At 46.2% G+C, this 20,073-nt stretch carries 18 protein-coding genes; all 18 read left to right on the top strand.

What is annotated here, in order from left to right:
- Nucleotides 1–5 precede the first annotated feature (5 nt).
- The 18 genes from NOS26_RS10235 (at nucleotide 6) to NOS26_RS10320 (ending at nucleotide 19,994) form a co-directional block, all read left to right on the top strand.
- On the top strand, nucleotides 6–947 hold the full coding sequence (locus tag NOS26_RS10235; RefSeq protein ID WP_255917699.1) for a hypothetical protein: 942 nt from the start codon (nucleotides 6–8) through the stop codon (nucleotides 945–947).
- Nucleotides 948–1,880: a glycosyltransferase gene (locus NOS26_RS10240; RefSeq protein WP_072981207.1), complete on the top strand. Its 933-nt coding sequence runs from the start codon at nucleotides 948–950 to the stop codon at nucleotides 1,878–1,880. It abuts the gene before it with no gap.
- A gap of 110 nt (nucleotides 1,881–1,990) precedes the next feature.
- A complete protein-coding gene (locus NOS26_RS10245) occupies nucleotides 1,991–3,214 on the top strand; it encodes an O-antigen ligase (protein WP_072981209.1) in 1,224 nt (407 codons plus the stop codon).
- Between the two features lie 2 nt (nucleotides 3,215–3,216).
- Entirely contained in the window at nucleotides 3,217–4,260 is a 1,044-nt protein-coding gene (locus NOS26_RS10250) for a glycosyltransferase family 2 protein (protein ID WP_072981211.1), read from the top strand.
- 35 nt (nucleotides 4,261–4,295) lie between these two features.
- The gene (locus NOS26_RS10255) at nucleotides 4,296–5,474 is read left to right on the top strand and encodes a glycosyltransferase (RefSeq protein ID WP_255917700.1); all 1,179 of its coding nucleotides are present in this window, start codon (nucleotides 4,296–4,298) and stop codon (nucleotides 5,472–5,474) included.
- A gap of 53 nt (nucleotides 5,475–5,527) precedes the next feature.
- Nucleotides 5,528–6,493, top strand: coding sequence for a glycosyltransferase family 8 protein (locus NOS26_RS10260; RefSeq protein ID WP_255917720.1), 966 nt, complete (start codon nucleotides 5,528–5,530; stop codon nucleotides 6,491–6,493).
- Nucleotides 6,494–6,627: 134 nt separating this feature from the next.
- Nucleotides 6,628–7,794: a nucleotide sugar dehydrogenase gene (locus tag NOS26_RS10265; protein ID WP_072981217.1), complete on the top strand. Its 1,167-nt coding sequence runs from the start codon at nucleotides 6,628–6,630 to the stop codon at nucleotides 7,792–7,794.
- 17 nt (nucleotides 7,795–7,811) lie between these two features.
- On the top strand, nucleotides 7,812–8,819 hold the full coding sequence (locus tag NOS26_RS10270) for an NAD-dependent epimerase (RefSeq protein ID WP_255917701.1): 1,008 nt from the start codon (nucleotides 7,812–7,814) through the stop codon (nucleotides 8,817–8,819).
- A 253-nt stretch (nucleotides 8,820–9,072) separates the two neighbouring features.
- On the top strand, nucleotides 9,073–10,908 hold the full coding sequence (locus NOS26_RS10275; RefSeq protein ID WP_255917702.1) for an LTA synthase family protein: 1,836 nt from the start codon (nucleotides 9,073–9,075) through the stop codon (nucleotides 10,906–10,908).
- 21 nt (nucleotides 10,909–10,929) lie between these two features.
- On the top strand, nucleotides 10,930–11,436 hold the full coding sequence (locus NOS26_RS10280; protein WP_255917703.1) for a methylated-DNA--[protein]-cysteine S-methyltransferase: 507 nt from the start codon (nucleotides 10,930–10,932) through the stop codon (nucleotides 11,434–11,436).
- 114 nt (nucleotides 11,437–11,550) lie between these two features.
- The gene (gene hslO / locus NOS26_RS10285) at nucleotides 11,551–12,447 is read left to right on the top strand and encodes an Hsp33 family molecular chaperone HslO (RefSeq protein ID WP_027894554.1); all 897 of its coding nucleotides are present in this window, start codon (nucleotides 11,551–11,553) and stop codon (nucleotides 12,445–12,447) included.
- 21 nt (nucleotides 12,448–12,468) lie between these two features.
- Nucleotides 12,469–13,263, top strand: a complete 795-nt coding sequence (gene mtnP / locus NOS26_RS10290; protein WP_027894553.1) for an S-methyl-5'-thioadenosine phosphorylase — start codon at nucleotides 12,469–12,471, stop codon at nucleotides 13,261–13,263.
- Nucleotides 13,263–14,309, top strand: a complete 1,047-nt coding sequence (mtnA, locus tag NOS26_RS10295) for an S-methyl-5-thioribose-1-phosphate isomerase (RefSeq protein WP_169012931.1) — start codon at nucleotides 13,263–13,265, stop codon at nucleotides 14,307–14,309. The genes mtnP and mtnA overlap by 1 nt, the downstream gene beginning before the upstream one ends.
- A gap of 27 nt (nucleotides 14,310–14,336) precedes the next feature.
- The gene (locus NOS26_RS10300; RefSeq protein WP_014016682.1) at nucleotides 14,337–15,578 is read left to right on the top strand and encodes an adenosylhomocysteinase; all 1,242 of its coding nucleotides are present in this window, start codon (nucleotides 14,337–14,339) and stop codon (nucleotides 15,576–15,578) included.
- An 18-nt stretch (nucleotides 15,579–15,596) separates the two neighbouring features.
- A complete protein-coding gene (locus NOS26_RS10305) occupies nucleotides 15,597–16,877 on the top strand; it encodes an amidohydrolase (protein ID WP_074786304.1) in 1,281 nt (426 codons plus the stop codon).
- A 237-nt stretch (nucleotides 16,878–17,114) separates the two neighbouring features.
- Entirely contained in the window at nucleotides 17,115–17,849 is a 735-nt protein-coding gene (locus tag NOS26_RS10310; RefSeq protein ID WP_255917704.1) for a hypothetical protein, read from the top strand.
- 34 nt (nucleotides 17,850–17,883) lie between these two features.
- Entirely contained in the window at nucleotides 17,884–18,687 is an 804-nt protein-coding gene (locus NOS26_RS10315) for a right-handed parallel beta-helix repeat-containing protein (RefSeq protein WP_255917705.1), read from the top strand.
- Between the two features lie 215 nt (nucleotides 18,688–18,902).
- Nucleotides 18,903–19,994, top strand: coding sequence for a M48 family metallopeptidase (locus NOS26_RS10320; RefSeq protein WP_014016678.1), 1,092 nt, complete (start codon nucleotides 18,903–18,905; stop codon nucleotides 19,992–19,994).
- The last annotated feature ends 79 nt before the right edge of the window (nucleotides 19,995–20,073 follow it).

The raw sequence follows: 20,073 nt of genomic DNA on the forward strand, positions 1-20,073 counted from the left end.
AAGTCATGAGACATAAGCATATTTTAATCTTAATAGGAGAAAAAAACTGGTTGTCTCAGTCTATGGCAAATACTCAACTAGTTGATGTGTGCCCTGTATATCGTAAAGTGCAGGGCCTATCTAAAATGATTTATAAGTTACAGTATCATTTAGGGGAAAATAATAAAAGTCGTTGGTATAATTCGGAATGGACAGAGCATGTGGTTAACTATGACACTATTATTTTATTTGATGCTTTTGAGGATAGCAGTGTAGTTAAATATATTAACGATAAAGCCCCTAAAGCACGATTAATTATTTACTATTATAATCTGATTAAACGGATTGAATTATTGCACCAAATTCAACAGTTAAATTGTGAAATTTGGTCGTTTGATAAAAACGATGCCCGTAAATATGGGCTGAAATACAATCCACAATTTTATTTTAAGCAACTTAATTTTAGTAATGACACGTTGCGCAACTTTGACTATGCGTCAGATGTATTTTTTGTTGGCAAGGATAAAGGAAGACTTCAGAGCTTGATGAATATCGATAAAAAGCTTAGGCAAGAAGGCATAGATACAAGATTTATCGTTGTTGGTGATCGCAAACAGAAATATACAAAAAAGCAAAAAGACTATTTAAGTGAACACATTAGTTATGCTGAGTGCATTGAATATGTGAAGCATACAAAATGTGTTTTTGATATGGTGCAGACAAGGCAAAAAGGAATGACTTGGCGCATCGTAGAAGCTATGTTTTTCAACAAGAAACTTATTACCAATAATGATGAAGTTCTTAGCATGGATTTCTATGATTCTTCAAATATTTATCTGATTGGAAAAGATCACCGTCCTATGAGTCAGTTTATCTTAGATGGTCAAAGTCACTGGCAGAAAAGATTTGTTTGTGAGTATAGCTTTGAAAATTGGCTTAATAATTTTATGAGCGAAAGGAACCATTGAATGAAACCTAGTATTGCTTGTGTAGTCGTTACATTTAATCGTTTAGAACTGCTAAAAAGGTCGTTATCTTGTTATGAACAACAAAGTAAGGCACCGGATTACCTTATTGTTGTAGATAATAACAGTAGTGATGGCACTTTGGATTATCTTGATGAATGGAAAAAGCAAAGGCATCCATTTCAATGCAGTATTATTCATTTATCTGAAAATATAGGTGGAAGTGGCGGCTTTTATACGGGTTGTCAAAAAGCTTTAGAATTAAATGCTGATTATGTATGGTTGGCGGATGATGATGCTTGCCCAGCACTTAATGTCATAGAACGTTTTCAGGCCCATGTACAAAATGATACAAGAGCGAGAAATGCGGCGGCTATTTGTACTGTAGTTTTAGAGCAAGGTCGTATACAGGCTGATCATCGTCGTCGTTACGAATTAACTTGGGATAATATGAAAGCCATGTCAGTACCTATAAATGAGTATAAAAAATCTGTTTTTTCGTTACAGCTATTTAGCTATGTAGGGGTAATTATTAAAGCAGAGGTTCTGCGAAAAGTAGGGCTATGCGAAAAAGAATTTTTTATTTATAATGATGATGCTGAACATTCATTGCGGGTAGCAACTTGTGGTGAAATCCTTTGTTATACAGACATGGAAGTTCTGCATAAAAAACCAGTTATACAAAAAATAAAAGATGAAAAAGAAACAATTGATTGGCATTACTATTATTCTGCTCGTAATTCATATTTAATGCTTAAACGGCATTTTAAAAGACAATATTTTTTTCACTGGCATCTTGATTATATAAAAGCTAAAATACATTTATTTTTTCATATAAAGACTGATAAATATCGGGTTCGTTTAGCGGCTTTGTTAGATGCAAAATATGAAAAGCTAGGAATGCATGAAACCTATAAACCAGGATGGCATGCTTGAAAATGAGCTGCTGCATTTGTGCAGTGGCTTATTTTCTTTTTTTATCATATTTATGCTATAATAAGAAAGTAGGTAAACTTCTATAAAAACTCGTTGGTGCAGGTGGAACAATGGATAAATTAGAGAAAATAACATATGGAATTCAAAATTTCGGGGTTTTCCTTGTTTCAATAGGGATATTCCCTTTTATGCCGGACAAGGTGACAGATGTTGCTTTTTTCATTGGCATAGCATCTTTATTAGTAAGATGTATTAAGCTGAAAAAGAGACCCGACTTTTTTCAATTTAAGGGATGGTGGCCAGTAATTGGCATGCTTGTTTATGTAATAATACTTGTTGCAGTGTCTCAATTTTCTCCAACCGTACGTCAGAGCAGTCATGTTGCTTATAATTATTTTAAATATATGAAGGCTTCGTTTGAAATACTGTTGCTCATGAATGGTCAATATTTTTTTCCAAGAGCTGTTTTCTATGGGTTAGCTATCGGGACTGCAGGGATATGTCTTGGAACGGATAATATGATATTTCAGTATTTTCATCATCAACAGTATTACCAATATGATCTGCATCGCAACATGATTGCAGATGTTTTTATCCTCATGATTCCTTGTACGATTCTCTATTTAACATATTTCGCAAAATACTTAGTAGAAAGGATAATATGGAGCCTGTTTTTAGTATTAGAAAGTCTGACTTTGTATTGTACTGAGTCACGAGGAGCTGTCTTGTCTTTAGTGCTTTTAGGATTACTTTTTATCTTTATTTATTGTGTGCATCAGCATATCAGTAAGAAAAAAATTTTTATTAGTGCAATGGGAATTTTATTGATAATAGTCGGTGCTTTTACGGTTATACCTCAGAGTAATCATTTGGCTGATATAAAAGGGGTGATTCGTTTCGAGTCGACAACGATTGATTCATACAGTGAAAAAAATAGAATTTATCTTTACCAGGGAACTTTGAATATGATAAAAGAACATCCAATTGTTGGAGTTGGGTTAGATAATTTTAACAAAGAATATGTTGCTCACTATATGGTCAAAGGTGCGGTTGAAAGGAATTTGCCACATGCTCATAATTTTATTCTAGCGATTTTTTCAACAACGGGCATCGTTGGTTTTGTAGGGTTTTTATTTATGGAGTGGCAGTTCGGCTATTTCTTTTTTAAACGGCGGTTTAATTTAAATGCTTTTATTGGAATCTTTTGTCTTATAGTCTTATTAATTCATGATATTGTAGATTATTCGTTGTATGTATATTTGATTTGTAAGCTGTATTGGCTTATCTTAATAGCCTGCAGTTGTGTTGTATCCATAGAGGAGAGACAGCAGTAAGAATGCAACCCTTGATTTCTATTGTCATACCTTTTTATAACGATAAAATTTATTTAGAACAATGTATAAAATCTATTTTGCAACAGGATTTTGCAAATTGGGAAGCCATTTTTGTCGATGATGCGTCAGATGACGGCAGTACAAGTATAGTAGAAAAGAGTACAAAAAAAGACAAACGTATATTATTATTTCGCAATAAAAAGAATTGTGGTGCTGCACAGAGCAGAAAAAATGGCTTGGCATATGCTAAAGGCATGTATATTATGTTCCTTGATGGAGATGACATGCTGGCTAAACATGCATTGGCTTCTCTGTGGCGGGGAATTCAGGGCGCTGATGTTTGTGTAGGACAACACTACGTTCTTCAAGGAGAAGACGTAGTCCCAACAATATCTAGAACTCGTCCGGGAATTTATCATGGAGACAAATTGTATGATATAAAAAAGAGAGTTATTTATTCAGAACATGGATACGGTGGCATGAGCATGGATGGGGTCATATGGCAGGCTTTATTCCGGAGAAGTTTAATTTATAATAATTTGCCCTACGTTGATTCAAAACTCTGGTTTTCAGAAGATCATCTATTATTTGCTGCAATCATGATGGATGTGTCGGTATTACATATTATTGATGATTATGTCTATTTTTATCGTAAACATGGTACTAACATGACAGTTCGTTATGAGCCATTTTATTTTGAAAATTCTGTCCGACTATATCGTGATTTTGGCTTTTTGATTGAGAACAAAGGAAAATCCGAAATAATGTTAAAAACAAATGATTGGTTTTTTCTTAAAAATATAGAGCATAGCATTAAAAGAGAAGTCCTTGAAAGCGGAAAAGATTATCCAGCTTGCAAAAGTGAGTTGAATAAGATGCGAAATCATCCTTTGGTAGACAAACTTTTAGTGGATGAAAACTTATCGGTTATTGACCGTAGTGGACGTAAATACCTAAAGCTGTTAAGATTAAGATGGTTTAGATTTATCTATATTAGTTTAAAATGGAAGAAGATTAAAAACGATATCAAGAAATCGTTGAGATGATAGTTTAAAATAATTACCTGAAAGAAGTGAACCAGATGAATATAGCCCTTTTGTTTTTTGGTATTGCCTCGATATCCAATGTATCAGGAGCTGAGAAAGTTTTTGTTGAAATGGCTAATCGCTTTTCTGAGCGAGGTGCTACTGTTTATACAATATGGAATGATAGTCCAGGCGTTGTCCCTTATTATCCCTTTAACTCTCAAGTGAAACAAGTCAATCTTGGCTTCGGGAAAATTAAAGCTCCTGTATCATATAAAGTTCTTCGTGAAATATCAAAAGGCCTACATTTAAATATTAAAAATCGTGTTGATCAATATAGAACAGATAAGCTTTGTCAAGCTATTAGAAAACAAATTAATTTGTCGAAGATTGATGTCATGATTTGTTATGAGTTTAACAGCATTATGGTGGCTAATCAGTTGTCACAAGAAAAAATACCTGTCGTTGCCATGTGCCATAATTCTGTAGAAGATCAAATAGCTTCTTTGACTACATTACAACGAAAAGAAGCTAGTAAAGTGACGGCTTATCAAGTGTTAATGCCGAGCTTTGTCGACAAAGCAAAAAAATTTTTAAATACAGATATTTATTGTATTCCCAATGTTGTGAAAACTATTCCTGATAGTTTCGTTGCCGATTTATCGCTTTGTAAAAAAATATACAGAATTATTATGATAGGTCGTATTGATTGTCATCAAAAAAGACCCCTTATTGCTATTCGCGCTTTTCTTAAAAATGCGTCACGCTTTTCAAACTGGCAATTACATTTTTACGGACCTATCACAGATTCAGAATATAAGCAAAAAATTGATGAGTATATTAAAGTTCATGATTTACATCATCAAGTTATTTATGAAGGTATTACAGATATGCCCTTAAATGTTTTGCATGATGCAGATATATTTGCTTTTCCTTCAGCCTATGAAGGATTTGGATTAGCATTAGCAGAGGCCAATTCAGTAGGTCTTCCAGCTGTCGGTTTTGCAGCAGCTCCAGCTGTAAATGAATTGATAGAAGATAAAGTTACAGGCTTTTTGGCGACTGATGAGGATGATTTTGCAAGAAAGCTAACTTTATTGATGGATAATAGAGCCTTGAGGGTCCAGATGGGGAAAGCTGCTCGTGAGGCGATGAAAACATATTCACCTGATGTTGTATGGGGGCAGTGGGAAGAATTGCTTCAAAAAGTGGTACATAAAAGAATCGATGAGTAGGGGGAATTTTTACGAAAACGTTTGAGAACAATTTTTTTGATTTAAATCATTTTATATTATCACAAGTCGATTTTTCTTTTAATCCTGAGGACGATCAGCGTATAGTGGGGCACGTATGTTATAATGTTAATGAGCCTTTCATCTCTATCATGGGAACTTCCATGGTTTCAATCGTAGAAAACAACCCAGATATAGCATTTGTTTTCCATATTTTCACTGATGGATTTTCGGAACAAAATGAGAATTACATTCAACGATTTGCTCAAAAGTTTCATTGTACTTGCACTATCTATGTTTTAAATATGGATCCGTTTCATGATTTTCATATTAAAGTGGCTCGTTTTTCCAGAATCACTTATGGCCGCATCTATATGCCAAAAGTATTGAAAAAAGTTGCTTCGCGCTTTATTTATGTAGATGCTGACGCGATGTGTGTCAACTCATTGCAGAAACTGTGGCATTTGGATATGAAAGGGGCTGCGATGGGGGCTGTTTCAGAAACTTCGGACGCAGTTAAGTACCGGGCTGGGTATTTAAAATTGAAAAACGGGAAATATTTTAATGACGGCATCATGCTTATTGATATTAATGAATGGGAAAAGCAGCATATAACAGAAAAATGTTTTTCGTATCAGTGTGAACCTAAAGAACGATTTTTAGGCCAAAGTCAGGATGTTTTGAATTTAGTGTTTGATGGGCAAAATTACTTCTTACCGAAAGAATATAACGTTTATGGTGGAGGATATCATGCTCCTTCGGATAGTGTCTTTATTCATTGGACAGGACGACGCAAGCCGTGGCAGATGGTGTTGACTGATTTCGACGCACAGTGGCGGAAATATAATGAATTATCTCCATGGCCGACTATTACGAATATTTTACCGATTAAAAAACCTGAAAATTACCATGATTTCCAGCAATGGGGACGTTATCAGAAAGACCATGGCAATATGGCTGGGTATATAAAAGGACTATTTTGGTATTCCTGGCTAAGGATTCGCTATAAATTGCATTTTTAAATTTATCGTATCGGGGGTGCTGTTTTGAGGCAAAATGCTTCATGCAGCAGCTTTTTTGTATTTTGATAAATTATCCGAAAATGAACAAAAGTGGTATAATAAATAAGATTCATTACGAGTGGAGGGTGTACCGAATGAAGATTGCGATTGCTGGGACCGGGTATGTAGGTCTCTCGAATGGAATATTACTGGCGCAGCACAACAATGTCGTTGCCTTGGATATCGTGCCGAAAAAAGTAGAGATGCTGAATAAGGGAATTTCTCCCATCATTGATGCTGATATTTCGGCTTTTTTGCAGCGGGACGATTTACATTTTAAGGCGACATTAGATCCTGTAGAAGCTTTTTCGGATGCAGATTTCGTCATCGTTTCGACGCCGACTAACTATGATCCGCAGAAGAATTTCTTCGATACATCGTCAGTGGAAACGGTCATCGAAGAGGTGTTAGATATCAATCCAAAAGCCGTCATGGTCATCAAGTCGACAGTTCCCGTTGGCTATACGAAACAGGTAAAAGCACGATATCATACGGATAATATCATGTTTTCGCCAGAATTTTTACGAGAAGGAAAAGCACTTTATGATAATCTCCATCCGTCGCGCATCGTCGTCGGCGAACGGTCGAAACGGGCTAAAGTCTTTGCCAATCTGCTAGCAGAAGGTGCGGTAAAAAAGGATATCCCTATGTTATTTACCGGTTCTACGGAAGCCGAAGCGATCAAACTTTTTGCCAATACGTATCTGGCCTTGCGCGTAGCGTATTTCAATGAACTCGATTCGTACGCTGAAATGCGTGGCCTGAGTACGAAGGAAATCATCGAAGGCGTCTGCCTCGATCCGCGTATTGGTGATTTTTATAACAATCCTTCCTTTGGCTACGGCGGATATTGCCTACCGAAGGATACGAAGCAGCTTTTGGCCAATTATCAAGATGTTCCGCAGAACCTCATTTCAGCTATTGTCGCTGCCAACCGGACGCGGAAGGATCATATTTCCGATATGATCATCGCCAAGAATCCCCACATCGTTGGCATCTATCGGCTGACGATGAAGAGCCATTCAGATAATTTCCGTGCTTCGGCCATCCAGGGCGTTATGAAGCGCATCAAAGCGAAAGGTATTGAAGTCGTCGTCTACGAACCGACTCTGAAAGACAATGAATTTTTCCATTCCCGTGTTATCCGTGATTTGCATGAATTCAAGGAAATGAGCGATGTTGTTATTTCTAACCGTTGGGCTGAAGAACTCAGCGATGTTCGTGATAAAGTCTATACGCGAGATATTTTTGATCGTGATTGAAGGGAGATTCGATGATAATGGCAGATTTTAAATCTTTTGACAGTACAAATAAAGTCTTGATTACCGGTGCCGCCGGTTTCATTGGTTTCCATTTAGCCAAGCGGTTGCTGACCACGGGGGCTACTATCTTTGGGTTTGACAACCTCAATGACTACTATGACGTTTCTTTGAAAGAAAGCCGGCTGAATATTCTTCGACAGTTCCCGGAATTTACCTTTATCAAAGGAGATTTGGCGGACGAAAAAGCTGTTAATGCCATATTTGAGTCTTTTCGGCCGGATATTGTTGTGAATTTGGCGGCTCAAGCTGGGGTACGTTATAGTATCGACCATCCTCGTTCCTATATTGAGTCTAATATCATTGGCTTTTTTAACGTGCTTGAAGCTTGCCGCCATCATAAAGTAGACCATTTGCTCTTTGCGTCCAGTTCGTCTGTCTACGGAAACCAGAAGAAGACGCCTTTTTCGACGACAGATAATGTGGATCATCCTATCAGTCTGTATGCGGCAACAAAAAAATCAGACGAACTGATGGCCTATACCTATAGCCATCTCTATGGGATTCCTGCGACAGGGTTGCGTTTCTTTACGGTCTATGGACCATATGGGCGTCCAGATATGGCTTATTTCAAATTTGCCAACAAAATCCGTAAAGGAGAGCCTATTCAGATTTACAACCACGGCGATATGTATCGCGATTTCACTTATGTCGATGACATCGTCACGGGCATTGAAAATATGCTCTGTAATCCGCCGAAAGAAAATGAGCTAGGCGACCGCTATAAGATCTACAATATTGGCAACCACAAGCCGGAACAGCTCATGCATTTCATTGAAGTTCTGGAAAAAGCTCTCGGTAAGACGGCCGAAAAAGAATACCTGCCCATGCAGCCCGGCGATGTCTATCAGACCTATGCTGACGTCAGCGAACTGCAACGCGACTTCGACTTTACGCCGGAAACGACGATTGAAGAAGGATTGGGAAAATTTGCCGAATGGTACCGGACATATTATAATATAAAATGATTTTTTGAATTATAGTTTTTATCATTTGAAGTATGAGGTGAAGTGAGTGTTTGCACAGTTCTTTTTATCGATGCAGCAGGACATCAAACTATTTTTGATTTTTCCAATTATTTGTGCTGTCTTTCGTGTCATTTTTATTAAGGTGTATTCTCCGTATGACAGCCTAAAGGGCCGTTGGAACGTTGTCTGGCATTGTTTTCGCTATGGTTTCTGGTGGGGCATGGACTTCAATGCTTACGCTTTTTTACTGCCTTTGGTTTTCGTCTCTTTGCCGGGCCTCTTTTTTGCCGGTTATTATGCCGTTGGCAATGAAGTGCGCCTTTATGCCGGCATGGCCTATGCCATGGTACTCTATGTAGCTTTTATCGGCAAGATGATTTTTTATAATCATTTCCACGATACGTACAATCAAATCATGCGTCTTGGCGGTAAGGCGGAAAAACATAATTTAATTGATATCTTCTTCCATCAGGACCACGGTCTTCTGTGCATCCTTGCAGGTATTCCTTACTGGTGGTTCGTCAAGTATTCGATTATTGGCATGCTGTCACTACCAAGTCTGCCGTATCCTCATTTCACGTCGCCTGTTATCATGTATGGCTTTAACATTCTCGTTTCAATTGGCATTATTTTAGGATTTTACTGGTTTCGCTACGGCGGTACGTTGAGCCATGACGATAAGCCGGAATGGGATACGATTCCCAGTATTGTTAAAAAGGATATTTTTTTTGCTAAAGCTACAGTAGATGATTTAGTGGCTCTGGAACAAGTGAAAAAACATAAACTTAATGAGGCTTATAAGCACAGTGATGAAGAAGATTTAAGTTCTTTGAAAGCAATCCTGCCAAAGGATGTGTCATCTGTGACGTCGTATCCGAATCCTGTCTATGCCTTCAAGCACGCAGCTAAGGGACCCTGCATTGCCAAGCCGTCGCATATATTCCTCCTTGTTGGCGAAAGCTACCTGCAGCAGCTCTTTGACCCGGCTTATGACTGCCTCAATCTGACGTCCGGCGGCAAACACCTGATGCATGATCCTCATACGGTGAGCCTGAAGAACTCCCTTTCGGCCGGCATCATTTCTCGACCATCCATTGTCAGCCTGATGTCGGGAATCTTTGATGCTGGCTTGGAACTGAATGAAAAAGAATCGTTCTGGCAAGGGACCGTGCCGACGGCCTTCCCGCTGCAGCTGAAGAAATTGGGTTACCGCTCAACTTATTGGTACGGCGGTAATGTGACGTATGGCAATTTCAATCAGTTCGCGCCGGCCTGTGGTTTTGACCGTGTCATGACGGCGACGGATTTTTGTGGACCCAAAGCACCGAAGACTTGGGTCGGCGTTTACGATAACGTCTTTTTGGACAAAGCCGCTGAATTGATTCAGAAAACGGATAGCGGTCAGCCAGAATTCCATTTTGTCTATACGACATCCTACCACGGCCCCTTTAAGATTCATCTGAAGAAATACGGCTATGATACGGAAACGGTCATGCCCGATGCACCGGATGATATCAAGCACAATAAGGACCTGCAGCAGAATCTCGGCACTTTCTGGTTTTCGGATCAGGCTATCGGCAAATTCATCCAGCGCATGCGTGCGGTCTATCCGGACAGTCTCTTCATCGTTACAGCGGACCATGCCATTGCCATGACGCCGCTTCAGCAGACGTCGCTTATGAAGCGCGACTGCTCTGTCCGCGAACGGCACTGCCCGGTTTTCATGATTAATCATCAGGATTTGGACTCAGCGATTTTTGCGGGCAATACGATTGGCAGCCACATGAATATCATGCCGACTGTCTTCGAATTGATTGCACCGCGAGGATTTGAATACTATTCGCTCTTCTCGTCGTTGACAGAACCTATTGATCACCTTGTCTCGCCGTACCACTGGCTCCGGCCCGATGCCTACGGGACTTTTGAAAATGATTTCTATCAGCCTTTGGGTGTTGGCCATGCGGAAAGTGAGCTCTGTGAAGGGCCGATTCCTTATAAAGACGAATGGACAGCCTGGAAGAATCTGACAGGTTACATGGTGCGCCATCCGGAACTGTTGCAGCCCAAAGAAGTGCTGTTGAAGAAGTAAGAAAGAGTAGGGAAGATATAAATGTACTATAAAATGATGTATGAGTCGCCGTTAGGCTCGATGATTCTGGCGGCCAGTGACACGGCGCTGGTCGGGGCCTGGTTTGACGGGCAGAAGTATTGTTATGGTTCTTTGCAGGGCGAAGTGATGCGGGACGAAGAGACGCCGATCCTGCGTAAGGCTGCGCGCTGGCTGGATGATTATTTTGCCGGCCGTATGCCGGCTATCATGACGCTGCCTCTGGCGCCGCAGGGCAGTGATTTTCGCCGCCTTGTCTGGTATCTGCTCTGTCAGATTCCCTATGGCCAGACGACGACTTATGGCGATTTGGCCAAACAAATTGAAGAACGGACGGGGAAGGCCATGTCGGCCCAGGCCATCGGCGGGGCTGTGGGACATAATCCCATTTCCATCATCATCCCTTGTCACCGCGTTTTAGGGGCGAATGGCAGGGCGACGGGCTATGCCGGCGGCATTGACAAGAAAATAGCGCTCCTCCATCTGGAAGGTATCGCCGTAAAAGCATAGTGAATCGAGGCTGTTGCAGGAAGACAGCCTCTTTTTTGTCGGTACAGTACTGGCTAGGTCCGCACTGATGTTGTATAATAAAGACTGGATTTGTAAAGAAAGGATAGAACATACATGATTACACGTAACCAGATTATTCATTATACATCGGATGAGCTCATCCGGGTATCTATTGCCTTGACGACGGGCATCGTTGAAAAGGCCCGGCAGCGCCATAATTTGTCGCCTGTGGCCAGTGCGGCCCTGGGTCGGACGATGACCGGCGCAGCCCTGCTGGCCGGGGACTACAAGAACCACGAAGGCGTTTCCCTGAAGGTCGCCGGTGACGGGCCTTTAGGCGCTGTCCATGCCGACTGCTTCGATACGAATAAGCTCCGCGGCTATGTAGATAATCCCCAGGTCGACCTGCCGCTGAAGGCCAATGGCAAGCTCGATGTCGCTGCCGGTGTCGGTCAGCACGGCCAACTGACAGTGACGCGTTTCACGCCGGAAAAGACGACGTATACGAGCCAGGCCGATTTGGTATCCGGTGAAATCGCTGAAGACATCGCTTATTATCTGTTCACATCGGAACAGGTGCCGTCGACGATCAGCCTGGGCGTCCTGGTCAGTCAGGATTATACCATTGCCGCAGCCGGCGGCTTCCTCGTCCAGGCATTGCCGGGCGCGAAGGATGAAGACCTGGCTCGTGTCGAAGCCAATATCACCCAGGTCGGTGCCTTGACGACGTATTTGCAGGACCATCCGAATGGGGAAGGCCTCATCGATATCATCCTCAGCGGCATGCATTTCAAAGAACTCTACCGTCAAAATTTGTACTGGCGCTGCACGTGCTCGCGCCAGCGCTTTGAAAATGCCCTGTTGTCCCTGCGCCAGGAAGATAAGGAAGCCCTTTTGAAGGACCCGCAGGTAGAAATGACCTGCCAGTATTGCGGGGCTAAATACGTCTTGTCTCACGACGAACTGGCAGCGCTGTATGAAGCGGCTGCCCAGCGCCATAAGCAGAATTAGATCCTTGAAGGAGGTTTTACCATGGGACTCATTGCCATCATCGGCGGTACCGGTGTCTGTGACCCGAAGATTTTATCCAATGTCCATGAAGACTATATGGATACCTTTTACGGGACCATCCATTATTGGCAGGGGACGTATAAAGACCGGGAACTCGTCTTCTTGCCCCGCCACGGCCGGACACATTCCATTCCGCCGCATCTCATCAATTACCGGGCCAATATCCTGGGCTTGAAGCGCCTGGGCGTCACGGCTATCTTGTCGACGACGGCTGTAGGCTCCCTGAACCGCGACGATAAGCCTGGCGATTTCGTCCTGCCCGACCAGTTCCTGGATTTCACCAAATGCCGCCATACGTCGTTCTTCGACGGCGGTGAAAATGGCGTCGTCCACGTCGATATGACCGAACCGTACTGCCCGAACCTGCGCCGGACTGTGGCAGCTGCGGCCCAGGCTCTCGGCGGTTATACGCTCCACGACAAGGGCACCTATGTCTGCACGGAAGGTCCCCGTTTCGAGACGCCCGCCGAAATCCGGATGTACGAAAAGCTCGGCGGCGACCTGGTCGGCATGACCAACGTACCCGAAGTCTGCCTGGCCAGGGAAGCGGAAATCTGCTATGCCACGATTTCCATGGTCACTAATTTTGCCGCCGGCATTTCTCCGGCGCCGCTGACCCATGAAGAAGTCGTCGAAGCCATGGCGGAAAATTCCCAGCGCCTGCAGCAGCTCATCTTGAAGAGCATCGAATTATATGACAATGGCGACTGCGCCTGCCGTCATACCTTACAGGCTTACGGAGGGTTCACGGTATAATGGATACATTGCGTTGGCAGGCAGGTACGCTGTTCCTCCTGGACCAGACGAAGCTGCCTTTTGAAGAAATCTATCTGCCCTGCCATTCTTGGCAGGACGTGCGCCAGGCGATTTCTGTCCTGGCCGTCCGCGGGGCTCCGGCTATCGGTGTCGCTGCGGCTTATGCCGTCGTCCTGGCGGCGCGGTCTTTGTGCCAGAAGGGCGGGGATACGCCCTTTTTGACAGCTCTCGAAGCCATCTGCCAGGACCTGGATGCGGCCCGCCCGACGGCGGTCAACCTGCACTGGGCCTTGACCCAGATGATGGTCTGTGCCCGCCAGCATGAAGCAGACGGAGCAGAAGCTGTGGCGGCGGTCTTGGAAGAAAAGGCCATTGCCATCCATGAAGCCGATGTGGCCATCAATACGGCCATGGCCCGGTTCGGCGCCGATGAGCTGGAAAAGCTCGGCCGCCCTTTGACACTGCTCACGCACTGCAATGCCGGGGCCCTGGCTACGGCTGGCGTCGGCACCGCCCTGGGCGTCATCCGCGAGCTCCATCGCCGGGGCCTGGTGTCCATGGTCTATGCCGATGAAACGCGGCCCCTTTTGCAGGGCGCCCGCCTGACAGCCTTCGAACTCATGGCCGACCACATTCCCGTGACCCTCATTACCGACAATATGGCCGCCTGGACCCTCAAGACGAAAGGTGTCGATGCCATCATCGTCGGCGCCGACCGCATTGCTGCCAACGGCGATACGGCCAATAAGATCGGGACCTACGGCCTGTCCCTGATGGCGCGGGAACTGGCGGTTCCCCTGTATATTGCCGCACCGGCTTCGACTTTCGATTTGTCGATAACTGACGGCAGTCAGATACCCATTGAAGAACGGAATCACGACGAAGTCCGTTCTTTCCGGGGTGTGGCGGCAGCCCTCCCCGAAACGCCCGTCTTCAATCCCGCCTTCGATGTGACGCCTCATGAAAATATCCGCGCCATCGTGACGGAAAAGGGCATTATCCACCGGCCGGATGCCGTATCCGTACCGGCATTTTTCCAACATTAATTCATTATAGAAAGAGGTCTTATTCGTATGGAATCTATTATTCGCGATATCAAGTTAGCTAAAAGCGGTCATGAAAAAATCAGCTGGGTCGATCGTCATATGCCGGCCCTCAATGCCATTGGCGACAAACTGAAAGCCGACCAGACTTTTAAAGGCAAAACGATTTGCGTCAGCGTCCATCTCGAAGCCAAGACGGCTTATTTGGCCGAAGTCCTTCACCGGGCCGGCGCCAACGTCATCGTGACCGGCAGTAATCCTTTGTCCACACAGGACGACGTCGCAGCGGCTCTCGTCGAAGATGGTCTGACCGTCTATGCCTGGTATGGCGCAACCGATGAAGAATACTTCGATTTCCTCAATAAATCCCTGGACCATCATCCGGACATCATCATCGATGACGGCGGCGACCAGGTCCATCTCCTGCACACGACGCGGGCCGATGCCATGGAAAACCTCCTCGGTGGCACGGAAGAAACGACGACCGGTGTCAATCGTCTCCACGGCCTCGACAAAGCCGGCGAATTGAAGTTCCCCATGGTCGCAGCCAACGATTCGTACTGCAAATACCTCTTCGATAACCGTTATGGCACAGGCCAGTCCACGTGGGACGGCATCATGCGCACGACGAACCTGACCGTCGTCGGCAAGAAAGTCGTCGTCGCCGGCTATGGCTGGTGCGGCAAGGGCTGCGCTATGCGTGCCAAAGGCCTCGGTGCCCATGTCATCGTCACCGAAGTCGACCCGATCAAAGCCATCGAAGCCGTTTTCGACGGGTTTGAAGTCATGCCCATGGCCGAAGCGGCTAAGGTCGGCGATATCTTCGTCACCCTCACCGGCGACAAGGATGTCATCCGCGGCGAACACATGAAGAACATGAAAGACGGCGTCGTCCTGGCCAATGCCGGTCATTTCGACGTAGAAATCAATAAACCTGAACTGGAAGCCCTGGCCGTCCGCCACTTTGAAGCCCGCCACAACATCGAAGGCTATGAACTCCCGAACGGCCATGTCATCAACCTCCTGGCTGAAGGCCGTCTGGTCAACCTGGCTGCCGGCGACGGTCATCCGGCTGAAATCATGGACCTGTCCTTCGCCGTCCAGGCCCTGGCTGCCAAATACATCCTCGAACACCATGCGGAACTTGGCAACCACGTCTATGTCCTGCCTCATGAAATCGACACGGAAATCGCCAAGATCAAACTGGCTTCCATGGGTTATGCCATCGATACGCTCAGCGAAGAACAGCGCAAATACTTGAATCTCGACTAAGGACCAGGAGGGGAAACGATGAAAAAACTGATTCAGCACGTAGCCCTCTACCAGGACCACCGCGTCTTAGAAGGACAGAATATCGCCATCGACGGTTCGCGCATCACGGGTTTTCCCGAAGCGCCGAAAGCCTCGGAATACGATGAAGTCATCGACGGCAAGGGCATGCTGGCCCTGCCGGGCTTCGTCAACACCCATAACCATGTAGCCATGACGGTCTTCCGCAGTTATGCCGACGACATGCAGCTCATGGACTGGCTGGAAAAGAAAATCTGGCCGGCTGAAGCCAAACTGACGGATGATGTCATCTACGCCCAGTCCATGCTGGGCATTGCCGAAATGATCCGCTGTGGTACGACGGCTTATGCCGACATGTACGACCACATGGACCAGGAAGCCCGCGCCGTCGAAGAATCGGGGATTCGCGCCTGCTTATGCCGCGGCAGTATCGGCATCGGACCGAATGCCCAGGCCGGCCTCGATGAAAACCGCCAGCTCTTCCTCGACTGGCACGGCAAAGCCGATGGCCGCATTACCGTCATGATGGGGCCTCACGCTCCCTATACGTGCCCGCCCGATTATCTCCATAAATTCGTCGACCAGGCCCGGGAATTGGGAGCAGAAATCCACATCCATCTCAGCGAAACCAAAGGGGAAGTGGAAAACATCAAGCAGCAATACGGCAAATCGCCGATCGCCTTGATGGATGAAATCGGCGTACTGGACTGCGGCTGCCTGGCCGCCCACTGCGTCTGGGTCGATGACGACGATATGGACATCATGGCAGAAAAACACGTCCGCGTCGCCCACAATCCGGGCAGCAACTTGAAGCTTGCCAGCGGCGTCGCACCGGTGCCCAAGATGCTGGCTAAAGGCATCACTGTCGGTCTCGGCACCGACGGGGCATCGAGCAACAATAACCTGGACATCGTCGAAGAAATGCGTCTGGCTACGCTCATCCACAAGGCCCATACCCTGGATCCCTTGGTCATTCCGGCCGAAACAGCCCTCAACATGCTGACCGAAGGCGGCGCCAAGTGCCTAGGATACACAGACGTAGGCAAACTGGAAACAGGCTATAAAGCCGACATCACCCTCGTCGACCGCGAAGGCCTGCACTGGTATCCTAAGAACGATACCTTGAGCCTCATGGCCTACAGTGCCAATAGCATGGACGTTGACACAGTCCTGGTCAATGGGGAAGTCCTCTTACGCCATAAAGAATTTACCAAACTGGACATCGAAAAGATCAAAGCCGAAGCCGAACGGACCCGGAAGAAACTCTTTGCACAGATTTAATGTTTGAGGTTTGATGTATGATGTTTGAGGCAATGGCTTTTAAATTTTGTCCCATCCACATCAAACTTTCAACTTCAAACTTCAAACTCAAAAAGGTGCTGTCGCATGAAGACAGCGCCTTTTTTTTGCCCATACCTGTAATAAATTACAGTGTATTTATTTTTTATGTTTAGTAAAATGATAGTAAGGATAACTGCTTATGGATTTTTGAACATGGAAAATAAGGAGGCCAGCGTCATGAAAGGGAAAAAGGGTTGGAAGCAGAGGGCCTGTCTGTGTCTGATGGTTTTTCTCATCGGCCTGTCCGGACTGGCTGGCGCTTCCAGCAGAGATGATATCTATAGGGAGGAACTGGATATCCTGTATACCATGGTCCAAAGTGGCAGCAGCTATATCCTCTTCGGGGAGGAACGGGACGACCTGCTGGCCGTCTGGGAAGGCGTGCGGGATCTGTCCCCGGAACAGGGGCTGGAAGCGGTGAAGTACCAGCTGCTGGACTGCAACGGAGACGGGAAGCCGGAACTGCTGATCGGTCAGGACAACCGGCTCACTAACCTGTTCACCATCCGGGACGGCCAGCTCCATCAGGTGTTCAGCGGCTTTTACCGGAACGCTTGGTACTATCTGGGAAACGGACGGTTCCTGAACCAGGGATCCGGGGGTGCCAGCCTTTCCATACTGGGAGAATACCATCTGGACGGGAATGGGAACCTGGTGTGTGAAAGCTATTATTTTACCCATTGGGATCCGGCTGTAGAGAAAATGGAAGTGTACTGGAATACCTTTGGAGTCCCGGACATCACCTTGTCGGAGAAAAAAGATATGACGATGGATCAGTTCGGTAAACTCCAAGAGAAGCTGAGGAACAAGGTGAAAAAACTGTCCTGGAAGTCCTTGGACCGTTACGGCAAAGGTCGTGTGGATGTAGATGGGAAGGCACGGGTCACGGCCGCAGGGAAGGTCAAGCGTTAGCTATTCATAGGCATGGTATTCTCGGAGGTGACAGATGATGAAACAATTTGGCAAGACGAAATGGACGGGGCTGCTGCGATGTGCCCTTCTGACCCTGCTGCTGGTCATGATGATGGCCCCAACGGCGCTGGGGGCCCGGAGAACTGTCCTGGTCCACAATGTAAGGGAAATGATGGAGGCTCTTGGTGACCATACGGAAATCATCCTGGCACCGGGCCAGTACAACCTGTCTGCCTGGCTGCGGGGACCCTTTGCGGACCCGGTGATTCACAACTTCGCCTGGAATCCCATCAGTCCTCCGGGGCTGTACCGGGTCTATCATGAACTGGAACTGGCCGGATTCCAGGATTTGACCATCCGGGGACAGGATACCGGGGCCATCACGGCAGAAATCGTCACGGAGGACCCCTATTCCTCGGTGTTTAAATTCCTGAACTGCCAGCAAATCCGGCTGGCTCATCTCCGGTTCGGGCATATCCAGCAAGAAGGCCACTGTACCGGAGCTGTGCTGAATCTGGAACAGGTGAAAGATGCCAGTCTGGATCACCTGGATCTGTACGGTTGCGGGACTTATGGGTACGAAGCCCGGAGATGCAAAAACATCCTCCTTAGGGACAGCGTAATCCGCGGCTGTACCTATGGTCTGGTCAGTGCCACAGAGTGCCAGAATCTAAAGATCGTCCGGACCACTTTCAAAGACACCAGCACGGATCTCTCACTTTTTGAAGTGAATCATTCCCGGTTGGAACTACTCGACTGCACCTTCCAGAATGTACTGGGAAAGATCAACAGTCTGGATATGACAGAGGGAAAGGTAGTCCAAATTTACGAGATTTAAATCAATTAAACGTTTGACACTTTACATATTAAATATAAAATAGTACAATTCCTAACCTCATCTGTCTCATTTGGCTGAAGAAAAAGTCGTCGTCCGCGAAAAGAAGGGCGAAGAAGTCGACTACGAAGAATTGATGGCTCATTAGGCTTTGCAAGTCCACCCTTTCCTTGTATAATGAAAGTATAGATTTCCGTTACAGGGGAAGGGTGATTTTTATGAACATGAAGAAAAAAGCAGCTGCTGCCTGTGTGGCAGTCATGGCCGCAGTTTCACTGCCTATGGGTATCGTGCCGGTCCAGCCGGTCCAGGCAGACCTCATTACCGATGTCATCGGCGGCCTCCAGGTGAAGTCGGCCCTGAGCAAGCAGATCAAGCACTACGATACGACCAAGGAAGGGCAGAACGAGATTTACCAGGCCGTCACCAAGCGGACCGGCGTCCTCGATAATGAGTATTATAATGAACGGTTGGCGTCCATCATGAACCGCCTCAGCCACAGCATCGCCCAGACGGACTCCAGTATCAAGACCTTGCCCTACCGCTGGTATGTCAGCCCGGACAAGACGTTCAACGCGGCCTGCACCATGGGCCACGTCATGATTGTCAACAAGGGCATGTTCGACCTGGTCAGCAATGATGATGAAATCGCCGTCGTCTTGGGCCACGAAATGGGCCATGGGCAGAAACACCACGTCGCCAATTCGACGCAGAAGAAGGTCAATGTCGAAATCGGCAAGATGGTCCTGGCCGACACGATTGGTGGCTCCGGCCTGAACAACCTCATCCTCAATACGATCAGCAACCAGATCGAGACGGTCCACATCGACCGGGCTGCCGAATGGGAAGCGGACAACCTGTCCTTCGGCTATATCACCGGGGCCGGCTATAATCCCGGCGCGACGGCCGCCATCTGGCAGCGGGTCATGGAAAAATACGGCGACAACACGAGCGACTTCGTCGGGGAAATCTTCTCGCCGTCGGATCATCCGTCCCATCAGGAACGGCGCGACAGTTACGCCAAGAAGCTCTATGAAATGAGCGGCAAACATGCCAGCGTCAAAGACGGTACAGTCTACGTCAATGGCAAGAAATTCATCAAGCCTGCCGCCACGTACAGCATGAGCAGTGCCGAACGGTCCTATTTCGTCCTGGGCAACCTGGCTGCCGCGTATCAGAACGGCCACAGCAAGCAGCCGGCTACGGCATCTGGCGGTACGCTCTACTTAGGGCCGCAGAACATCATGACGCCGGTCAACGGCGACCCGTCGGCAGAAGAACTGGCAGCGCAGCTCAATAAAATCAAATAATGATTGAACAGCATAACTAAAGGCAAAATGGCCGTGTGCTATGTATATTTTATATCTATCACCTGTAGTAAAATACAGG

The organism is Megasphaera sp. SC8-1, assembly GCF_024436295.1.
GTDB classification, from domain to species: domain Bacteria; phylum Bacillota; class Negativicutes; order Veillonellales; family Megasphaeraceae; genus Megasphaera; species Megasphaera elsdenii.